Below are 16056 nucleotides of genomic sequence, written 5' to 3' on the forward strand. Positions count from 1 at the left end.
GTCGATTCGTCGGGTTTCGGGTAAGAACGAAGTCACGTCGAGACGGCGGCTCTCCGGCGATATCGGTCGAAGCGCGGAGAGTCGCCGGTCCGAATCGCGGGCCGACAGAGCGACCCTCAGATCCCGGCCCGTCCGGGCGATTCAACCACGGTCGGTCGTTCGGCCGGGTCGCCGTCGACCACCGTCTCGTTGGCGTCGGGGCTGGTCTCGATCACGTAGCGCTGGCCCACCATCGGGTCGAGCAGGCTGTCGACGGGCGCGTGGTCGTCCCGGAGCACCGGCACGTCGTCGGTCCGCTCGTCGCTCCGGTAGAAACTGATCTCGTTCGAGAGGTCGATGCCGACGTCCCGGCGGTCGTTGCGCTCGCGGAGTTGGGCCTTCGTGACCCGGCCGTCGCGCTTTGTGGCGAGGAGTTCGACGTTCTGGATCGCGCCGGTCTCGGAGGTCGGGAAGGCGTACACCTGCGGGAACACCTGCGAGACCGTCTTGTACTCGGCGCGGTAGAACTTCGAGGCCGGCCCGTCGGGCGCGGAGATGAGGTTCGCAAAGAGGATCCCGTGGGCCGAGAGCCGACTGTCGGCGAGGCGCATGAACTCCGCGGTCGTCAGCTGGAACGGGACCTTGTCTTTCTTGTAGGCGTCGAGCACGATGAGGTCGTACGTTCGGTTGGTCTCCCGGAGGTAACGCCGGCCGTCCTCGTTGTAGACGTTGAGCCGGGGCGACTCCTCGACCCCGAAGTAGCGCTTCGCCGCGTCGATCACCTCGGGGTCGATCTCCACGACGTCGACGGTCGCGTTGTACTCCTCGAGGAACCGCTTGGGACCGGTGAACCCGCCGCCGCCGACGAACAGCACTCGGTCGATGTCGTCGGGGTCTTCGGCCATCAGGTACGGCAGGTGAAAGTACCGCGTGTAGTCGAAGACGTGCCTGTCGGGGTCGCTGAGGTCCATCGCGCTGTGTCGCTGGCCGTCGAGGTACAGCGTCCGGGTGTCGCCGAGGTCGATCACTTCGAGTTCCTGGTACGGCGTCTGGGTCTGGTAGACGACCTGTCCGGCGGCCGAGACGCCAAGCGAGCCGCTCGCGGCCGCCGCCACCAGCAACAGCCCGACCGCGAGCGTGGCGGCGACCTGCCGGCGCCGGAACGTCGGGGCCGCGAGCCACAGCGCGGTTCCGACCAGCAGGAGGCCGAACGCCAGTTCGATCTGGACGATCGAGAGCTCGGGGATGAGGAAGAACGTGGTGCCGAACGCGCCGACGATGCTTCCGACGGTGCCGACCGCGTAGACGTGACCCGACGCCTCGCCGACCACTTCTCGACCCGACAGCTCCGCGCCGTAGGGGCTGACGAACCCGAGCAGGTAGGTCGGCGGGCCGAACAACAGCGTCACCGCCGGGAGCGAGGCGAACCGCCCGGGAAGCGGGATGGCGGCCGTCGAGGCCAAAAGCAGGTCGCCCGCGAAGATGAGCACCGCGACGTACGCCGCGGTGCCCAGAAACAGCCGGACGAGCTGGTGGTCGGCCGCCCGTTCGGCCGCGCGCTGGCCGCCGTGGTGGTAGCCGAGGCTCAGCGCCGCGAGGAAGACGCCGATGATACTCCCCCACGTATAGATCGAGCTCCCGAACTGGGGGGCGACGATCCGCCCCGCGAGAATTTCGAGGCCCATGCTCGCCACGCCGGAGACGAACACCGCGGCCTCCGGCTTGCTCACCCGAGAACTACCGAGTCGCTGGCCGGCCATTCGGTGTGAGGTAGGGCGAGGGGGTTGTTAAGGGTTGGCTCGCGCGAGTCGCCCCGACCGAACGGCTCCGGCCGGACGCCGGGCGGTCGTCGGCGACCGACTCACCCGGAGAACTCCTCGTAGGAGATCGGTCCCTCCTCGACGATGGTCGAACTCTCGGGCACGTCGCCGTCCGGCGGCATGCTCCCCTCTGCGGGACCGCCGGGCTCGCCGACCACGATCCGCCCGACCATCCCGAGCGTCTTGTGCGGGATGCAGAAGTAGTCGTAGGTCCCCTCGACCTCGAAGGTGTGTTCGAACGTCGCGCCCTCCTCGGTGAGCGTCTCGCTGTTCCACGCTTCGGCGTCCTCGGGGATCCGGGTCACCTCGGCGGAACTGTTCGACTCGGCGTAGGCGGTCGAGGAGTGCGAGCCGCTCTCGTTGACGAACGTGACGGTCGTGCCCGGCTCGACGGCCACCCCGATGGGGTCGAAGTAGTAATCGCTTCCCTCGGTTATCATCGCGACCTCGACGGCTCCGCCCTCCTCGGCCATGGTCGTCTCCCCGTCGGTCGCCTCCGTCGTGGTCTCCGCGTCGGGCTCGGTCGTCTCTTCGTCGGTCGTCTCCTCGTCGTCGGAGCCGGGAGACGAACAGCCGGCCAGCCCGCCCACTGCGGTCGCGCTCGTCGCCGCCAAGAACGTTCGTCGGTTCATGGCCGGGTCTAGTGGCTACAGACGAATAACGCGTACGGCCGATTCGGGCGTATCACGCCTCACGTTGCCAGTTACCACGGGTCTCGGCGTCCGTCGGCTCGCGGTCGGCGCGCGCGACTAATCGTTCGACGCGCTCGTCCATCGTCGGATGGGTCGAGAGCAGACGGGTCAGCGGACCGTCCTCCTCGCCCCGGACCGTCAGCGGCGAGAGCAGTCCCCATCCGGGTTGGGAGGCCCGTTCTATCTTCCGGAGCGCGCGGGCGAGCGCGAGCGGATCGGTGAGTTCGGCGGCCCGGTCGTCGGCCGCGAGCTCGCGGCGCCGCGAGTGTGCGAGCACGAGCAGGGTGAGCCCGGAGAACGCGACCAGCACCACCTGCCCGATCCGACGCCCGAGCCCCGCGCCGGGCCGGTCCCGTTCGGCCGGCGGTCGTCCCCGGAGCCAGTCGAGCGCGCGCCGGAGGCCGGACCCGACGACCGCGAACGGCAACGCGACGACCACGACCACCCAGACCAGCGACTGGCCGGCGCTGTACGCGAGCGTCTGGACGAGGCTGTCCCTGCGTTCGAGGTGCGCGAGCTCGTGGGCGAGCAGCGCCTCGAACTCCGCGCCGGACAGCAGGCCGAACAGCGACCGGTCGACCACGACGGCGCTCCCGCCGGGCGCGTGGACCGCGAGCGCGTTCGGCGCCCCGAGCGCCGCGACCAGCAGGCGCGGGCGCCCGGCGTCCATCCTGTCTGCGAGCCGGTCGAGCCGGCGGTGGGCGCCCGGGGCGCGACTCCGGGGGAGTTCGACCGCGTCGAGGCGCGCCAGCAGGCGTCGCGTACCGAACCGGTAGTTGAGGTATCCGAACGCGACCGCGAGCCCGGTCGTCCACGCCACGATCGTGAACACGTCGCCGCGGGCGAGCCAGATCGCCGCGAGCAGTCGATACCCGAGATACGCGACGCCGACGTACGCCGCGAGAAGCGCGAGGCCGACGAGCCCCGTCAGGACGCGGAGACCGACTCGGCGCATACGCGGACGTAGTGGCGTCGGCGCCAAGGCCGTGTCGGTCGCCGCGACGCGCCACGCGACCGCCCCTCAGAACGGCACGGCGTCGGCGATGTCGGTCCGGTAGCGGCCCGCGAGTTCCCGAACCACCAGTCGATCGCGGGGGTCGATTCCTAGCGTCCGGAGGCTCCCGACGTAGACGGGGAGCCCGACCGCGAGGCCGACGCCGATCGCCCCCGGCGGTGCCACCGTCATTCGGACGGCCGTCATCGACGCCGCCATCGCGACGCCGGCGGCGAGGGGCTTGAGGAAGGAGGCGTCGAACGGCCACAGCCCCTCGAAGCGTCTGAGCAGGAGGACCTGCAGTCCGTTCTGCACCGCGATCGCGAGCGAGGTGCCCAGCGCCGCGCCCGCGAGCCCGAATTCGACGACGAACAGGTAGGTCAGGACGACGTTCAGGACGGCCAACAGCCAGTCGAGGGCCATCCGGGCGTATTGGTGGTCGGTCATCATGAGGAGCCAGCCGGTCGCGCCGACCGCGCTACCGACGAACACGCCCCCGAGGTACACCGCGAGCGGGAGATACCCCCGCGCGTAGGTCGGCCCGAACAGCGCGAGCAGTTCCCGACCGAACACCACCTGCACCGCGAGGATCGGCACCACGGTGGTGACGATCAGTCGGGTCACCGACGAGTAGACCGCGTTCAGCGTCTCCGTCCGCCCGTTCGAGTGGAGATCGGAGGCGACCGGCGGCAACAGCTGATTGAACGACAGCAGGGGGATCCACGCGATCGACACCAACACGAGCACGACGTTGTAGATCCCGGCCGCCACCGCGGTCAGCATCGCGCCCACGAGCAGGATGTCGACGCGGTTCTGGAACACCTTCCCGACGCTGCTCATCGCCACCGGCGCGGCGTGGTCGTAGAACCGACGCGCCTCGGACCGCAGGCCGCGGACGGTCGGTCGGACGCCCGTCGCCTTCACCGTCACCGGGAACCCGACGGCGGCGAGCACCGCCGCGCAGGCGACGAACGCGCCGGTCACGCCGACCACCGAGTAGCCCGCCGCGAGCGCGCCGACCGCCCCGACCAGCCGCACCGCCGGACGGAGGAGCTTGTTGAAAAGCACCTCGCCCCGGGCCGACCCGACCGCGCGGAAGGTCGCGGCGTAGACCAGTACAAACCCGAACAGGGCGACGAGCGGGCCGAACAGCCTCATCGCGGCCGGGAACGACGGATGCTCGACCGTCGTCTCGTTTATCCACGGCGCAAGCAGTCCCAGCCCCGCCGCGATCGCCACCCCGAACCCCGCCGTGGTGGCGTACGCGAGTCCGGCGACCCGCGATCGGCGCGCCGGCTCTTCGGCGTACGCCGGGAGGTACCGCTGGAGGGTCGGGACGCTCCCGAAGGTGACCAGCCGGATCAGCAACTGCGCGATCCGCCACGCGAGCGCGTACACCCCGTAGGCGACCGGGCCAAGCCCGCGCGCGAGGACGAACTCTGTCGCCGAGATCAGCGCGCGCTGGGCGGAGACGCCGCCCGAGGTGACGACCGCGCCGTGGGCGATCGTCAACAGCGCGTCGCGCTCCTCCTCGGAGACGTCTTCGGGTTCGGGGCTCATCTGTGGGTCGTACCTGCGGGGTGGCAGGTCGGGCCATTAAACGATGTGATACCGGACGACCGGGAGAGCCGGATCGAAACCACTAACCCGAAACCGGGCGGGGATGGGGACAACGGATGGCAGGTTCGTCGCTCTCGGACTCTCTCGCCCGACTCGAACAGTGGTGGCTGGCCCTCGAACGCGGGTGGCGGGCGGTCGCGATCGCCGCGCTCGTCGTCGGCCTCGCGGTGCTGGCGCCGTGACGGCGGGGTCGCTCCGAGGTCTCGCCCCCGGGCTGGGCTTTCTCGTCGCGGTCGGACTCGGTGCCGGCGCGCTCGGAGCGATCGCGCCGGTGAACGCGTTGCTGGCCGCGGTCGCGATCGGCGCGATCGTCGCCAACACCGTCGGCGTGCCGGCCGTGCTCCGGCCGGGCGCCGAGACGTACAAGCTCTGGCTCGAAGTCGGCATCGTGCTGATGGGCGCGCGCGTCTCGCTCGACGCGGTGGTCGAGGCTGGTCCCGCGCTCGGGGTCGCCGTGGTCGGCGTGGTCGCGCTCTCGCTCGCGCTCGTCGAGGCGCTCTCGCGATCGGTATTCGGCCTCGGGGACCGACTCGGCTCGCTGCTGGCGGCCGGCGCGAGCGTCTGTGGCGTCTCGGCGGTGGTGGGGGTCGCCGGCGCGGTCCGGGCCGACGAGCGCCACGTCGCGTACGCCACGACGACGATTCTGGTCTTCGACGCGGTCACGCTGGTCGTCTACCCGGCGGTCGGCCATCTGCTCGGGGTTCCCGACCGGGTGTTCGGCGTCTGGGCGGGCCTCAGCATGTTCTCGACCGGCCCGGTCACGGCCGCGGGGTTCGCCCACTCGGAGGTCGCCGGACAGTGGGCCACGCTGACGAAACTCACTCGCAACGCCCTGCTGGGGGCGCTCGTGGTCGGCTACTCGATGGTCTACGCCCGGACCGGCCAGTCGGCGGGCGGGTCGATCCGGGCGGTCTGGGACGGCGTTCCGAAGTTCGTGGTTGGGTTCGTCGCGCTCGTCGCGCTGGCGAGTTCGGGGGCGGTCGCCGACCCGGCGCTGGCCCGCGTCGAGACGGCCTCCCGGTGGGCGTTTCTGGTCGCGTTCGCGGGCCTCGGCGCGAGCGTCGAACTCCGGGAACTCCGGGGCGCGGGGCTCCGACCGGTCGCGGTGGTCGGGGTGTCGCTGGCGGTCGTGAGCGCGGTGTCGCTGGCGGTCGCCCGGTTGGCGTTCTGAACCGGCGCCAAAGCGGGTCGCGAACGCCCCGAAACCTCGGGGGCCGAACAGTTTTGGCTTCGCCTTGCGAACTGTTGTCTGTCATGGTTTACAGTGACATCGAGTCGGCGCCCCGCGAGGAGCTCCGGGCCCTCCAAAGCGAACGGCTGGCCGAGACCGTCGCGAACGCCTACGAGAACGTCGATTTCTACCGCGAGGCGCTCGACGAGGCGGGCGTCGATCCGGGCGACATCGAGGGCGTCGAGGACGTCCCGGAGCTCCCGTTCACGACCAAGACCGACTTCCGCGACGAGTACCCGGACGGGCTGTTCGCCGTCGACCACGACGACGTCCGGCGGATTCACGCCTCTTCGGGCACCACCGGCAAGCCCAAAATCGTCGCGTACACCGACGACGACCTCGGCGTCTGGAGGGAGGTGATGGCGCGGTCGCTCCACGCCGCGGGCGTCCGGCCGGGCGAGACGGTCCAGAACGCGTACGGCTACGGCCTGTTTACCGGCGGGCTCGGCTTCCACGACGGCGTCGAGGAGCTCGGCGCGACCGTCATCCCGACCGGCGGCGGCAACACCGCCCGCCAGCTCGACATGCTCCGGGACCTCGATAGTGACGCCCTCGCGTGCACGCCGTCGTACTGCCTCTACCTCGCGGAGGCCGCCGAGGATCGGATGATGGACGTCCGGGAGCTCCCGCTCTCGCGGGTGATCATCGGCGCCGAGCCGTTCACCGATCCGATGCGCGAGGAGATCGAGCGCGCGCTGGGCGTGAGTGCACTCGACGTGTACGGCCTCTCGGAGATCATCGGCCCGGGCGTCTCGATCGAGTGCGAGGAGGCCCAAGACGGGCTCCACGTCTGGGAAGACCACTTCTATCCCGAAGTCGTCGACCCCGAGACCGGCGAGGTCCTGCCCGAGGGCGAGTCGGGCGAACTCGTGCTCACCACCCTCACCAAGGAGGCCCTGCCGGCGATCCGGTACCGGACCGGCGACATCACCTCGCTGACCTACGAGCGGTGTGCGTGTGGCCGCACGGCGGTCCGGATGGACAACGTCACCGGCCGGACCGACGACCTGCTAATCGTCCGGGGCGTCAACGTCTACCCGAGCCAGATCGAGGACGTCGTGCTCGATCTCGGCGACGTCGCGCCCCACTACCGGATCGACCTCTACCGGGAGGACAGCCTCGACCGGATGGAGATCACCGTCGAACACCACGAGGCGTTCAGGGGGACGCCCGACCAGCTCAGAGACCGGATCGAGTCGGCGCTTCGGGACGTGCTCGAAATCGAGCCGGACGCGGTCGAGGTCGTCGAGCCGGGCTCTATCGAGCGCACCGAGGTCGGGAAGGTAAAGCGCGTGTACGACCACCGCTGACCCCGGCCGAGCTACCGGACCGTGAACTCGACGCGGTACCGAACCGGGACCGACCGCTCGCCGTCGCGCTCGACGCCGACCGAGCTCTCGACGGCGTATCGACCGCTCGCGAGCGCCTCGGGGCGAACCCCGTAGCTCGCTTCTACCCGCTCGCCGGGCGCGACCGACGAGGTGACCTCGACGTCCGCGACCCGCTCGACGGACCGGCCGTCGGTTCGGACGTGGTCGCTCGCGGCGTAGGCGTCGCTCCAGAGCAGTCGCCGGTCGTCGGGATCGTCGACCGGGTGGCAGTCGAGGACGCCGAACGGCGCCGGGACGGGGCCGGTCACCGAGAGCTCTCGATCGGCGACGTTGCGAAGCGAGAGCCGGACGATTCCGTCCGCGACCGAGGCGTCGACCGAGACCGACGTCGACTCGCGTCGCTCGACGGAAGCCGCGTAGAACGTGCCGTCGAGGTAGACGTACGAGTGGGCGGCGACGCGCTCGAAGAACCGGTCGGGCGCGGCGTCGACGCCGTACGCGCCCCGGGTCGCCGCCGCGCGCCCGAGGAGTTCGCGGACCGCCGGATCGGCGGTGGCGGCGTTCCACACCGGGGCGTCGACCGCCGCGGAGACCGAGGCCTCGCCGGCCGAGAGCCGGTAGGGCGGGCCCCCGTCGTCGACCTCCACCGACAACGCCGTCACCGTCCCCCGGTACTCGACCGCGTCGTACTCCCGCAAGAATCGTCGGAGGCCGGGCCAGACGTAGGTGAGTTCGACGCCCTCGCGCCGGGCGAGTCGGACCAGCCCGGTCGCGATCCGGCCGTCGTGGGTGACCGCGTCCTCGTAGGTCTGGTGGTCCGCGATCTCGCCGTCGACGGTCGAGGCCGCGACGGCCTCCCCGGAGATCGCGGTCGTCGGGAGGGTGTGTTCGAGTCGGTAGTAGGTCCCCTCGCGCTCGACGACGGCGGTCCCGCTCGCGAACTTCACCAGCCACGTCGGCGGGTCGTCGGTCTCGTAGCCGCCGGCGAGGGCGGCGTCGACGACCGCTCGCTCGCGGTCTCCGAGCCCGGAGAACTCCGCGACCTCGCCGTCGGGGTCCTCGCCGAGATCGTTGAGCCGCACGGCCCGATCGTACGCCGCGACGCGGTCGACGGCGAGCGACCCGTCGGGGGGAGTCGTATCGGCGGTCGCCTCGACAGCGCTCGGGGGCGTCTCGGCCCGACCCACACACCCGCCGGTCCCCAGCGCGCCGGCGACGGTCCGGAGGAACGGACGGCGCTTCATACGCGTGCATGAGACCACTGGTTCAAAAATTCATTGGAATTGAAAAGGAAAGGCGGTCAGCGCGGCGCGAGGCGACCGGGACGAACGCGATCCGCCCGAGCCCGGGGCGTCGGGACTCGACGGGAGCGAACCCACCCCGTACGTGACAGTTCAGAGGACCACAATCGTCATCACCACCGACTGGCTAATATGCGGGTAATGGGGTACCTGTCGCGGGGGGTCGAGGCCGTCGGGGGACGGCGCTTCGTTCTGGGGCTCGGCGGACTCTACGTCGCGGTCGCGGTCGGCTTCCCGGTCGTGTCGGAGGCCGGTCGATCAGCCGACGAACTGCAGGTCGTCTCGCTGCTCGTCGGCCTGAGCGGGATCGTGCTCTTGTACGGAGGGTATCGGCTCCCGGAGTCGGACATCCGACCCGACCTCTACCACGTCGTCGCGGTCTGGTGTCTCCGGGCCGTCGGCGTCATCGTCGGCGTTCTCCTCCTGATCGCGGCGGTCTCCTCGCTCACCGATCCCCTCGGGAACTTCCTGATCCTCTCGTCGCTCGCCAGCGTCGCGGGTCTCGGGATGGGGTACCACGACGGGCAGGGCCGGACGCGGGCCGTCGACGCCGAGGAGTACAGCCGCCAGCTCGAACGCTACCGCACGATCGTCGAAGCGGTCGACGACGGCATCTTCGTCGCCGACGCCGACAACCGCTTCAGGCTGGTCAACGACGCCTACACCGAACTGGTCGGCTACGACCGCGAGGAGCTTCTGGGGGCACACACCTCCCTCGTCGCCAACGAGACCGAACGCGCAGACGACATCATCGAGGAGGTCGAGCGCAATTTGACGCCCGACTCGGCCACCCCGAGCACCTACGAGACGGCGCTCCAGACAGCCACCGGGGAGACGATCACGGCCGAGTGGAGCGTCGCGCCGCTCGCCCGCCCCGACGGCGGCGACCCCGACCGGGCGGTAATCGTCCGAGACGTGACCGAACGTAACGAGCGCGAGCGCCGACTGGAGCGCCAGAACGAGCGCCTCGACAGTTTCGCCAGCCTGCTCGCACACGAACTCCGAAACCCCGTCAACATCGGCCAGATATACAGCCGCCAGCTCGATTCGGCGACCGACCCCGAGGCGGTCGAGTACGTCACCGAAGCGTTCGATCGGATCGAGGACATGATCGACATCATGTTGCTCGTGACCCGGGGCGGGGAGGCGGTCTCGGAGCCCTCGACGGTCCGACTCGACGACGTGGCCCGTGAGGCGTGGACAGATCTGAACGCATCGGAGGCGACCCTGACGGTCGAGACGGACGCGAGCATCGAGGCCGACGACACCTACACCCGCCACCTGTTCCGGAACCTCTTCGAGAACGCGATCGAACACGGCGGCGACGGCGTCACCGTCACGGTCGGCGATCTCCCCGACGGGTTCTACGTGGCCGACGACGGGGTGGGCATCGGGCCGGCGGAGCGAGAGACCGTCTTCGAGACGGGGTACACGTCGGCGGCCGACCGGGGCGGGATGGGGCTCGGACTGACCTTCGTCCAGGAGATGGCCGACGTCTACGGGTGGCGGTGTTCGGTCACCGAGAGCGCCGACGGCGGCGCGCGCTTCGAGTTCGAGCGGGTGGCCCCGACCCGGCGCGTCACCGATTAAACACCATAATATTTTATCGCCGACCGGAGAACGCGACGGTATGGCGTACAGCTATCGACCCCACCACTTCGAGGACTTCGAGGCGGGCCAGACCTTCGAGAGCGTCGGGCGAACGGTCACCGAGTACGACTTCGTGATGCACTCGGCGTTCGCGGGCGACTGGACCGAACTCCACACCAACAAGGAGTACGCCGAGGAGGGCCACTTCGGCGAGCGGGTGGCCCACGGCCCGATGACGTTCGTGCTCGCGACCGGGTTCGTCTACCGGACCGGGATCCTCGAACGCACGGTCCTCGCGTTCCTCGGGATGAACTACATGGACATCCCGAACCCCGTCTACATGGACGACACCATCAGCCTCGACATGGAGGTCACCGAGACGAAGGAACTGAGCACTCGCGACGACGCCGGACTGGTCGTCATCGACACCACGATGACGAACCAAGACGACACCGTGGTGTTCGAGGGCGACATGAAGTTCCTCGTCAAACGCGAGGAGTGAGTCGGCTTCCGTCCGGTTGGCACGCGTCGTGATCGCTCGCGGCGCTACGACTCCGGCGTGACGATCCGATGGACCGCGCCGGTCCCCTCCGCGAACTGCGTGGTGAGAACGTAGAGTTCACCCGCGGCGTCCCGTCCGAACGACAGGACGAAGCGGTTCGCCATCTCGGGACCCGAGACCACGTCGAGGCTCCGCATCGGCCAGCGGCCCTCCTCGGTCGGCGTCGCGGCGTAGAGCCCCGAGCCGATCCCGCTCAGATCGCCGAAGACGTACTCGTCCCGTATCGCGGGCACCGTCTCGTTCTCGTAGCGGTAGCCCGCGACCACCGCGCGGCCGAACGGCTCGCCGTCCCGATCGTGGGGATACGCGACCACGGGATCGATCAGCGGGTCGCCGTCGGGCGTCTCGTCCGGGCAGACCGGGTAAGTCTGGTCGAACCACGGGAGCTTCGCCACCGCCGCGAGGGCGTATCGGTTGGCGTGACACCGCGTCCCCTCGCGGACGTTCCAGCCGTAGTTGCCGCCCTTCTCGACCCTGTTTACCTCCTCGACGTGCGCCTTCCCGACGTCGCCGACGTAGAGATCCTCGCCCGAGAACGACATCCGATACGGGTTCCGGAATCCCCACGCGTACTGTTCGTCGAGGCCGTCCTCACCGACCAGCGGATTGTCGTCCGGAATCGCGTACGGCTTCCCGTTCGCCCGGTCGTCGACGTCGAGCCGGAGGACGCTCCCGCGGAGGTTCTCGGTGACGTCCTGCCCGTTCCCGCCCGCGTTGAGCCAGTACCAGTCCTCGGCGTGGCCGGTCCCGCGGTCGCCGCCCCGAGAGTGGCCGTCGCCGACGCCGACGTACAGGTATCCGTCCGGTCCGAAGACGATCGCCCCGGAGTTGTGGTTCGGTCCCTGTTCGGGGATTTCGAGGAGCGTCCGCTCCGAGTCGGGATCGACGGTCCGGAGGTCCGGGCGCGCCCGGAACTCCGAGAGCACGAAGGTGTAACTGAACCCGGCGGGCGTTCCCTCGCGGCGCGGCGCGCTGTAGCGGACGTAACACTTGCGAGAGGTTTCGAACTCCGGGTGAAGTTCGAACCCGAGCAGTCCCTGTTCCCACGTCGAGAGCTCGGCCAACTGGTCGGAGACGTCGAGGAACGGCGTCTCGCGGACCCCCGACTCGTCGTGGACGGCGATTCGGCCGTACTTGTCGGCGACGTAGCGGAGCCGGTCACCGCGAGCGGTCTGGAACGCCACTGGCTCGCGGAACCCCTCGGCGACCGACTCCAGCGCGATCGAGCGTTCGGACCCGAGCGGGCTGAGGTCGCCGTCGGTCGGTCCCGAGCCGACACAGCCCGCCGTCGCGGTCGTCGCGGTCGTGGCGGCCACGGCGAGGAACTGTCGGCGGTTCATCGTCGGCTCACTCTCCCTCCCGCCGGGGCGACTCGCCGCCGGTCGCGACTCGCGCCCGGAGCCGGTCGAACAGGCGGACGACGACGACGGCGATACAGAAGCAGAAGACGGCGAAGCCGGCCCAGAACCCGTACGATCCGGGGGCGTGTCGGACGGCCCCGCCGGCGACGAGGAGGTACGCGTACACGAGCGGGATCACCGGTTCCGTGAGGAGGGCCGAACCGGTGAGGCGACCGAGCGCGGCCCAGGCCACCAGTCCGAGCGCCACCACCCAGACGCGCCGGTCGGTAGCGACCGTCCCGCGTAGTTGTCGTGGCGAAATCATTTCTGGAGATCTATGTGTACCCAGAATGGTATTCGTCGACTTGAGTTTTCTGCAGGTAGACGACGGGTACGGCCGGTTAGGCGGTAACTGCGGTCGTTTGTGGCGCGGACAGATCGGCCGTAAGCGCCGACTGAGCCAGCGCCGCCGAACGGCACGGAGAATATACTTTAGGTCCGTCGCGCGATAGCACTCGGTCGATGTCGAACCACTCCGAGCCCGCCCTCGTCGACCGGCGGGTAGTACTCGAAGCGGCGGCTGGACTGTCGGTCGCCGGCCTCGCGGGCTGTACGGCGAGCGGCGACGGGACCGACGCCACGTCCGTCGAGTTCGACGGGTGGTTCGACGACGTGTCGAACTACGACGGCGTCGCCGACGAAACGGGGGCCGACGCCGTCGAGGTCACGGTCGGCGCGCCGGGCAACGAGGGCCACTTCGCGTTCGCCCCGGCGGCGGTGTCGGTTTCTCGGGGGACGACGGTGCGCTGGACGTGGACCGGGAAGGGGAGCATGCACAACGTCGTCGCCGCCGACGACAGCTTCGAGAGCGAGACGCTCCAGTCCGAGGGCGAAACGTTCGAACGCAAGTTCGATCGGAAAGGAGTGTACAGATACTACTGTCGCCCCCACGAACGGATGGGGATGAAAGGAGCCGTCGTCGTCGTCGAGTAGCCTCGGCGGTCGCCGCGGCGCGCTCCGAACGGTAGAAGTCACTGGCGCCCCACGCTCCCGCCATGACCGAACGCGCACTCATCGTCGGCGCCTCGTCGGGAATCGGCGCCGCGCTCGCCCGCGAACTCGCGGACGCCGGCTACGAGACGGGGCTTGCCGCCCGCCGGCTCGACCGGCTGAAGTCCCTCGGCGAACGGCTCCCGACGAAGACCTCGGTCGCGAAGGTGGACCTCTCGGACCCCGACGACGCCAGAGACCGGCTCGGCCGGCTGATCGAGGCGATGGGGGCCGTCGACGTGGTCGTCCTCAACGCCGGCGTCGGCGACGGCAACGAGGCCCTCGACTGGGAGCCCGAACGCCGCACCATCGACGTGAACGTCCGGGGGTTCGCCGCGGGGGCGAACGTCGCGCTGGACCACTTCGAGCGACGCGGCGAGGGCCACCTCGTCGGCGTCTCGTCGGTCGCGGCGCTGTTCGGAAACGGGGTCGCGCCGGGGTACAGCGCCTCGAAGGCGTGGGTCTCGCGGTACCTCGACGGGCTCCGGTACCGCGCCCAGCGCCTCGACGCCGACGTGACCGTGACCGACGTCCGGCCGGGCTACGTCGACACCGAGATGGCGACCGGCGGGAGCCGGTTCTGGGAGGTCTCGCCCGAGCGTGCGGCCCGCGGCGTCCACCGGGCGATCCGGCGGGCCCCTCGCCGCGCGTACGTCCCCCGGCGGTGGTACGCGGTCGCGTGGCTCCTGAAACTGCTTCCGGACGCCGCCTTCCGGCGGCTGTTCGCCTGACGAACGGCCGAAAAGGAGACTACTCGAACTCGGGCTCCCGGCCGTCGAGGAACGCCGCGACGCCCTCTTCGTGTTCGGCCGTCTCGTAGGCCTGAGACTGGACGACGTTCTCGTAGTCGAGCGCGTCGCTCCATCCCTTCCCGAGGTTCCGGTGGATGGCGCGCTTGGCGAGCCCGATCGTCCGCGTCGGGCGCGCTCGAAGGGTATCGAGCAGGTCGTCGACGGCGTCGTTGAGCGCGTCGTCGGCGACCGCCTCGTTGATCAGCCCCAGTTGGGCCGCCTCCTCGGCGTCGAAGAACTCGCCGGTGAACGCGAGTCGCTTCGCGGTTCGGAGCCCGACGAGTTCCGGGAGCAGGAAGGTACCGCCGGTGTCGGGGATCAGCCCGACCCGGACGAACGCGCAACTGAACGTCGCCGACTCGACCGCGTAGGCGAAGTCCGCGACCGCGGCGATGGCGAGGCCGGCGCCGACGGCGTCGCCGTTCACCTTGGCGACGATCGGGACCCGCGAGGACATCGCCTCCTCGACCACGCGGCCGAACGTCTCGCCGATGCGCTCGTAGGCGGCCTCGGGGCTCTCCTCGCGCTCGGCCATCGACTCGACGTCGCCGCCGGCGCTGAACGCCGGGCCCTCGCCGGTGAGCACGACCGCGTCGTGGTCGTCGGGGTCGAGATCGGCGAGCGCGTCGGCCAGTTGCGCGGCCGTCTCGGTGGTGAACGCGTTCATCACTTCGGGACGGTCGAACGTGACGGTGCGTACGCCGTCGTCGTCGGTGACGTCCATAGCTTCGACGTGGGAGGCCACACGTTTAATTGCTCGCCGGTCGGACCCGATGTATGGACGTCGAAGCCTTCTTCGAGGAGATGCCGTTCGCCGACTTGCTCGGCGTCGAGGTGACGGAGGTCGGGGACGGTCGCGCCGAGGGTCGCGTCGAGATGCGCGAGGAGCTGTCGTGGAACGCCGACCGCCAGATGGCCCACGGCGGGGTCACGTTCACGCTCGCGGACACCGTCGGCGGCGCGGCGCTGGTCTCGCTCGTCGACCGGCCGGTGCCCACCATCGACATGCGGATCGACTACCTCGAAGCCGGGACCGGCGACCTGCGCGCGGAGGCCGAGGTGGTCCGGTGTGGGAGCGACGTGGGCGCGGTCGACGTGGAGGTGTACGCCGAGGACCGAAAGGCTTCGGAGGAGCCTCGTGGAGACGCCGAAGCCGTCGGGACGCCGGTCGCCGAGGCCCGGGGCGTCTACAAGACGGGGTAGCCGGCGGGGCGACCGCTATTCGGCGGTCGGTTCGTCGTCCGACGCTCCGAAGGTCCGAGTGGCGACGTTCACCGCCAGCAGGACCACGGCACCGACGCCCGCGAGGAGGCCGATCGCGTTCGTCTGGGCGACGGCGACCGCGAGCAGGAAAGCGATCAGTTCGAGCGTCTGGTGGACGTAGGCGAGCCGGCGGCGGAGTTCCGTGTCGGCCATACCCCTCGTGTCAGACGCCGATCGTAAGTCCGGTTCGGTTCGGCGCCGCCGCGAGCGTCCGGCACTTACTTGTCGGTGAGGGGACACGATCCCCGTATGGACGACGCCCTCCGACGGCGACTCGACGCCGTCGTCGTACTGCTGGCGACCATCGCCGCCCTGCTCGCTGGCGTACTCGTCGCCCTCGGCGGCGCGCGCGTGCTTGCCTCGGTGGTACTGGTCGGTCTCCCTGCCGGGGTACTCGGCTGGGCCGCGCTGGCGAACTATCGCGGTCCGGACGACGCCGACGCCGAGTAGTCGGCGCGCTCCGAATCCCGACCCGTTACCGCGTTCTGAACG

18 protein-coding genes are annotated in these 16056 nt (G+C 70.0%); 9 read left to right on the top strand and 9 right to left on the bottom strand.

What is annotated here, in order from left to right:
• Positions 1–116: 116 nt before the first annotated feature.
• From EPL04_RS06260 to EPL04_RS06275, 4 genes are all read right to left on the bottom strand, one after another.
• Positions 117–1739 carry a spermidine synthase gene (locus EPL04_RS06260; RefSeq protein ID WP_134670477.1) on the bottom strand — a complete coding sequence of 541 codons (1623 nt, stop codon included), beginning with the start codon at positions 1737–1739 and terminating at the stop codon, positions 117–119.
• A 101-nt stretch (positions 1740–1840) separates the two neighbouring features.
• Positions 1841–2431 carry a plastocyanin/azurin family copper-binding protein gene (locus EPL04_RS06265; RefSeq protein ID WP_134670478.1) on the bottom strand — a complete coding sequence of 197 codons (591 nt, stop codon included), beginning with the start codon at positions 2429–2431 and terminating at the stop codon, positions 1841–1843.
• A gap of 52 nt (positions 2432–2483) precedes the next feature.
• Positions 2484–3446, bottom strand: a complete 963-nt coding sequence (locus EPL04_RS06270; protein WP_134670479.1) for a M48 family metallopeptidase — start codon at positions 3444–3446, stop codon at positions 2484–2486.
• Positions 3447–3512: 66 nt separating this feature from the next.
• The gene (locus EPL04_RS06275; protein WP_134670480.1) at positions 3513–5045 is read right to left on the bottom strand and encodes a lipopolysaccharide biosynthesis protein; all 1533 of its coding nucleotides are present in this window, start codon (positions 5043–5045) and stop codon (positions 3513–3515) included.
• Positions 5046–5161: 116 nt separating this feature from the next.
• Between EPL04_RS06275 and EPL04_RS19305 the strand changes: the two genes are divergently transcribed.
• The 3 genes from EPL04_RS19305 to paaK all read left to right on the top strand — a co-directional run bounded on the left by EPL04_RS19305 (position 5162) and on the right by paaK (position 7646).
• On the top strand, positions 5162–5287 hold the full coding sequence (locus tag EPL04_RS19305) for a hypothetical protein (RefSeq protein WP_280177950.1): 126 nt from the start codon (positions 5162–5164) through the stop codon (positions 5285–5287).
• Positions 5284–6276 carry a YeiH family protein gene (locus tag EPL04_RS06280; RefSeq protein ID WP_245154536.1) on the top strand — a complete coding sequence of 331 codons (993 nt, stop codon included), beginning with the start codon at positions 5284–5286 and terminating at the stop codon, positions 6274–6276. The genes EPL04_RS19305 and EPL04_RS06280 overlap by 4 nt, the downstream gene beginning before the upstream one ends.
• A gap of 83 nt (positions 6277–6359) precedes the next feature.
• Positions 6360–7646: a phenylacetate--CoA ligase PaaK gene (gene paaK / locus EPL04_RS06285; RefSeq protein WP_134670482.1), complete on the top strand. Its 1287-nt coding sequence runs from the start codon at positions 6360–6362 to the stop codon at positions 7644–7646.
• A gap of 11 nt (positions 7647–7657) precedes the next feature.
• Here the strand turns inward: paaK and EPL04_RS06290 are convergent, their stop codons facing one another.
• A complete protein-coding gene (locus tag EPL04_RS06290) occupies positions 7658–8911 on the bottom strand; it encodes a hypothetical protein (protein WP_134670483.1) in 1254 nt (417 codons plus the stop codon).
• A gap of 198 nt (positions 8912–9109) precedes the next feature.
• Between EPL04_RS06290 and EPL04_RS06295 the strand changes: the two genes are divergently transcribed.
• Together EPL04_RS06295 and EPL04_RS06300 are read left to right on the top strand one after the other, a co-directional pair.
• On the top strand, positions 9110–10558 hold the full coding sequence (locus EPL04_RS06295; RefSeq protein WP_167599433.1) for a PAS domain S-box protein: 1449 nt from the start codon (positions 9110–9112) through the stop codon (positions 10556–10558).
• A gap of 40 nt (positions 10559–10598) precedes the next feature.
• Positions 10599–11060 carry a MaoC/PaaZ C-terminal domain-containing protein gene (locus tag EPL04_RS06300; protein WP_134670485.1) on the top strand — a complete coding sequence of 154 codons (462 nt, stop codon included), beginning with the start codon at positions 10599–10601 and terminating at the stop codon, positions 11058–11060.
• A gap of 44 nt (positions 11061–11104) precedes the next feature.
• Here EPL04_RS06300 and EPL04_RS06305 read toward each other — a convergent pair whose 3' ends face one another.
• Together EPL04_RS06305 and EPL04_RS06310 are read right to left on the bottom strand one after the other, a co-directional pair.
• Positions 11105–12460 carry a PQQ-dependent sugar dehydrogenase gene (locus tag EPL04_RS06305; protein ID WP_134670486.1) on the bottom strand — a complete coding sequence of 452 codons (1356 nt, stop codon included), beginning with the start codon at positions 12458–12460 and terminating at the stop codon, positions 11105–11107.
• A 7-nt stretch (positions 12461–12467) separates the two neighbouring features.
• Positions 12468–12785, bottom strand: a complete 318-nt coding sequence (locus EPL04_RS06310; protein ID WP_134670487.1) for a hypothetical protein — start codon at positions 12783–12785, stop codon at positions 12468–12470.
• A gap of 197 nt (positions 12786–12982) precedes the next feature.
• Here EPL04_RS06310 and EPL04_RS06315 point away from each other — a divergent pair, with 197 nt between their 5' ends.
• Together EPL04_RS06315 and EPL04_RS06320 are read left to right on the top strand one after the other, a co-directional pair.
• Positions 12983–13453, top strand: a complete 471-nt coding sequence (locus EPL04_RS06315) for a halocyanin domain-containing protein (protein ID WP_134670488.1) — start codon at positions 12983–12985, stop codon at positions 13451–13453.
• 62 nt (positions 13454–13515) lie between these two features.
• The gene (locus tag EPL04_RS06320) at positions 13516–14241 is read left to right on the top strand and encodes an SDR family NAD(P)-dependent oxidoreductase (RefSeq protein WP_134670489.1); all 726 of its coding nucleotides are present in this window, start codon (positions 13516–13518) and stop codon (positions 14239–14241) included.
• A 19-nt stretch (positions 14242–14260) separates the two neighbouring features.
• On the opposite strand, the gene EPL04_RS06325 is transcribed toward EPL04_RS06320, so the two are convergent.
• Complete coding sequence (locus EPL04_RS06325; RefSeq protein ID WP_134670490.1) at positions 14261–15025, bottom strand: enoyl-CoA hydratase/isomerase family protein; 765 nt, start codon at positions 15023–15025, stop codon at positions 14261–14263.
• Positions 15026–15078: 53 nt separating this feature from the next.
• On the opposite strand from EPL04_RS06325, the gene EPL04_RS06330 reads away from it, so the two are divergent.
• A complete protein-coding gene (locus EPL04_RS06330) occupies positions 15079–15504 on the top strand; it encodes a PaaI family thioesterase (protein ID WP_134670491.1) in 426 nt (141 codons plus the stop codon).
• 15 nt (positions 15505–15519) lie between these two features.
• On the opposite strand, the gene EPL04_RS06335 is transcribed toward EPL04_RS06330, so the two are convergent.
• The gene (locus EPL04_RS06335) at positions 15520–15717 is read right to left on the bottom strand and encodes a hypothetical protein (protein WP_134670492.1); all 198 of its coding nucleotides are present in this window, start codon (positions 15715–15717) and stop codon (positions 15520–15522) included.
• 96 nt (positions 15718–15813) lie between these two features.
• Between EPL04_RS06335 and EPL04_RS06340 the strand changes: the two genes are divergently transcribed.
• Positions 15814–16014 carry a hypothetical protein gene (locus EPL04_RS06340; RefSeq protein WP_134670493.1) on the top strand — a complete coding sequence of 67 codons (201 nt, stop codon included), beginning with the start codon at positions 15814–15816 and terminating at the stop codon, positions 16012–16014.
• The last annotated feature ends 42 nt before the right edge of the window (positions 16015–16056 follow it).

The organism is Halorussus marinus, from assembly GCF_004521895.1.
GTDB classification, from domain to species: Archaea; Halobacteriota; Halobacteria; order Halobacteriales; family Haladaptataceae; genus Halorussus; species Halorussus marinus.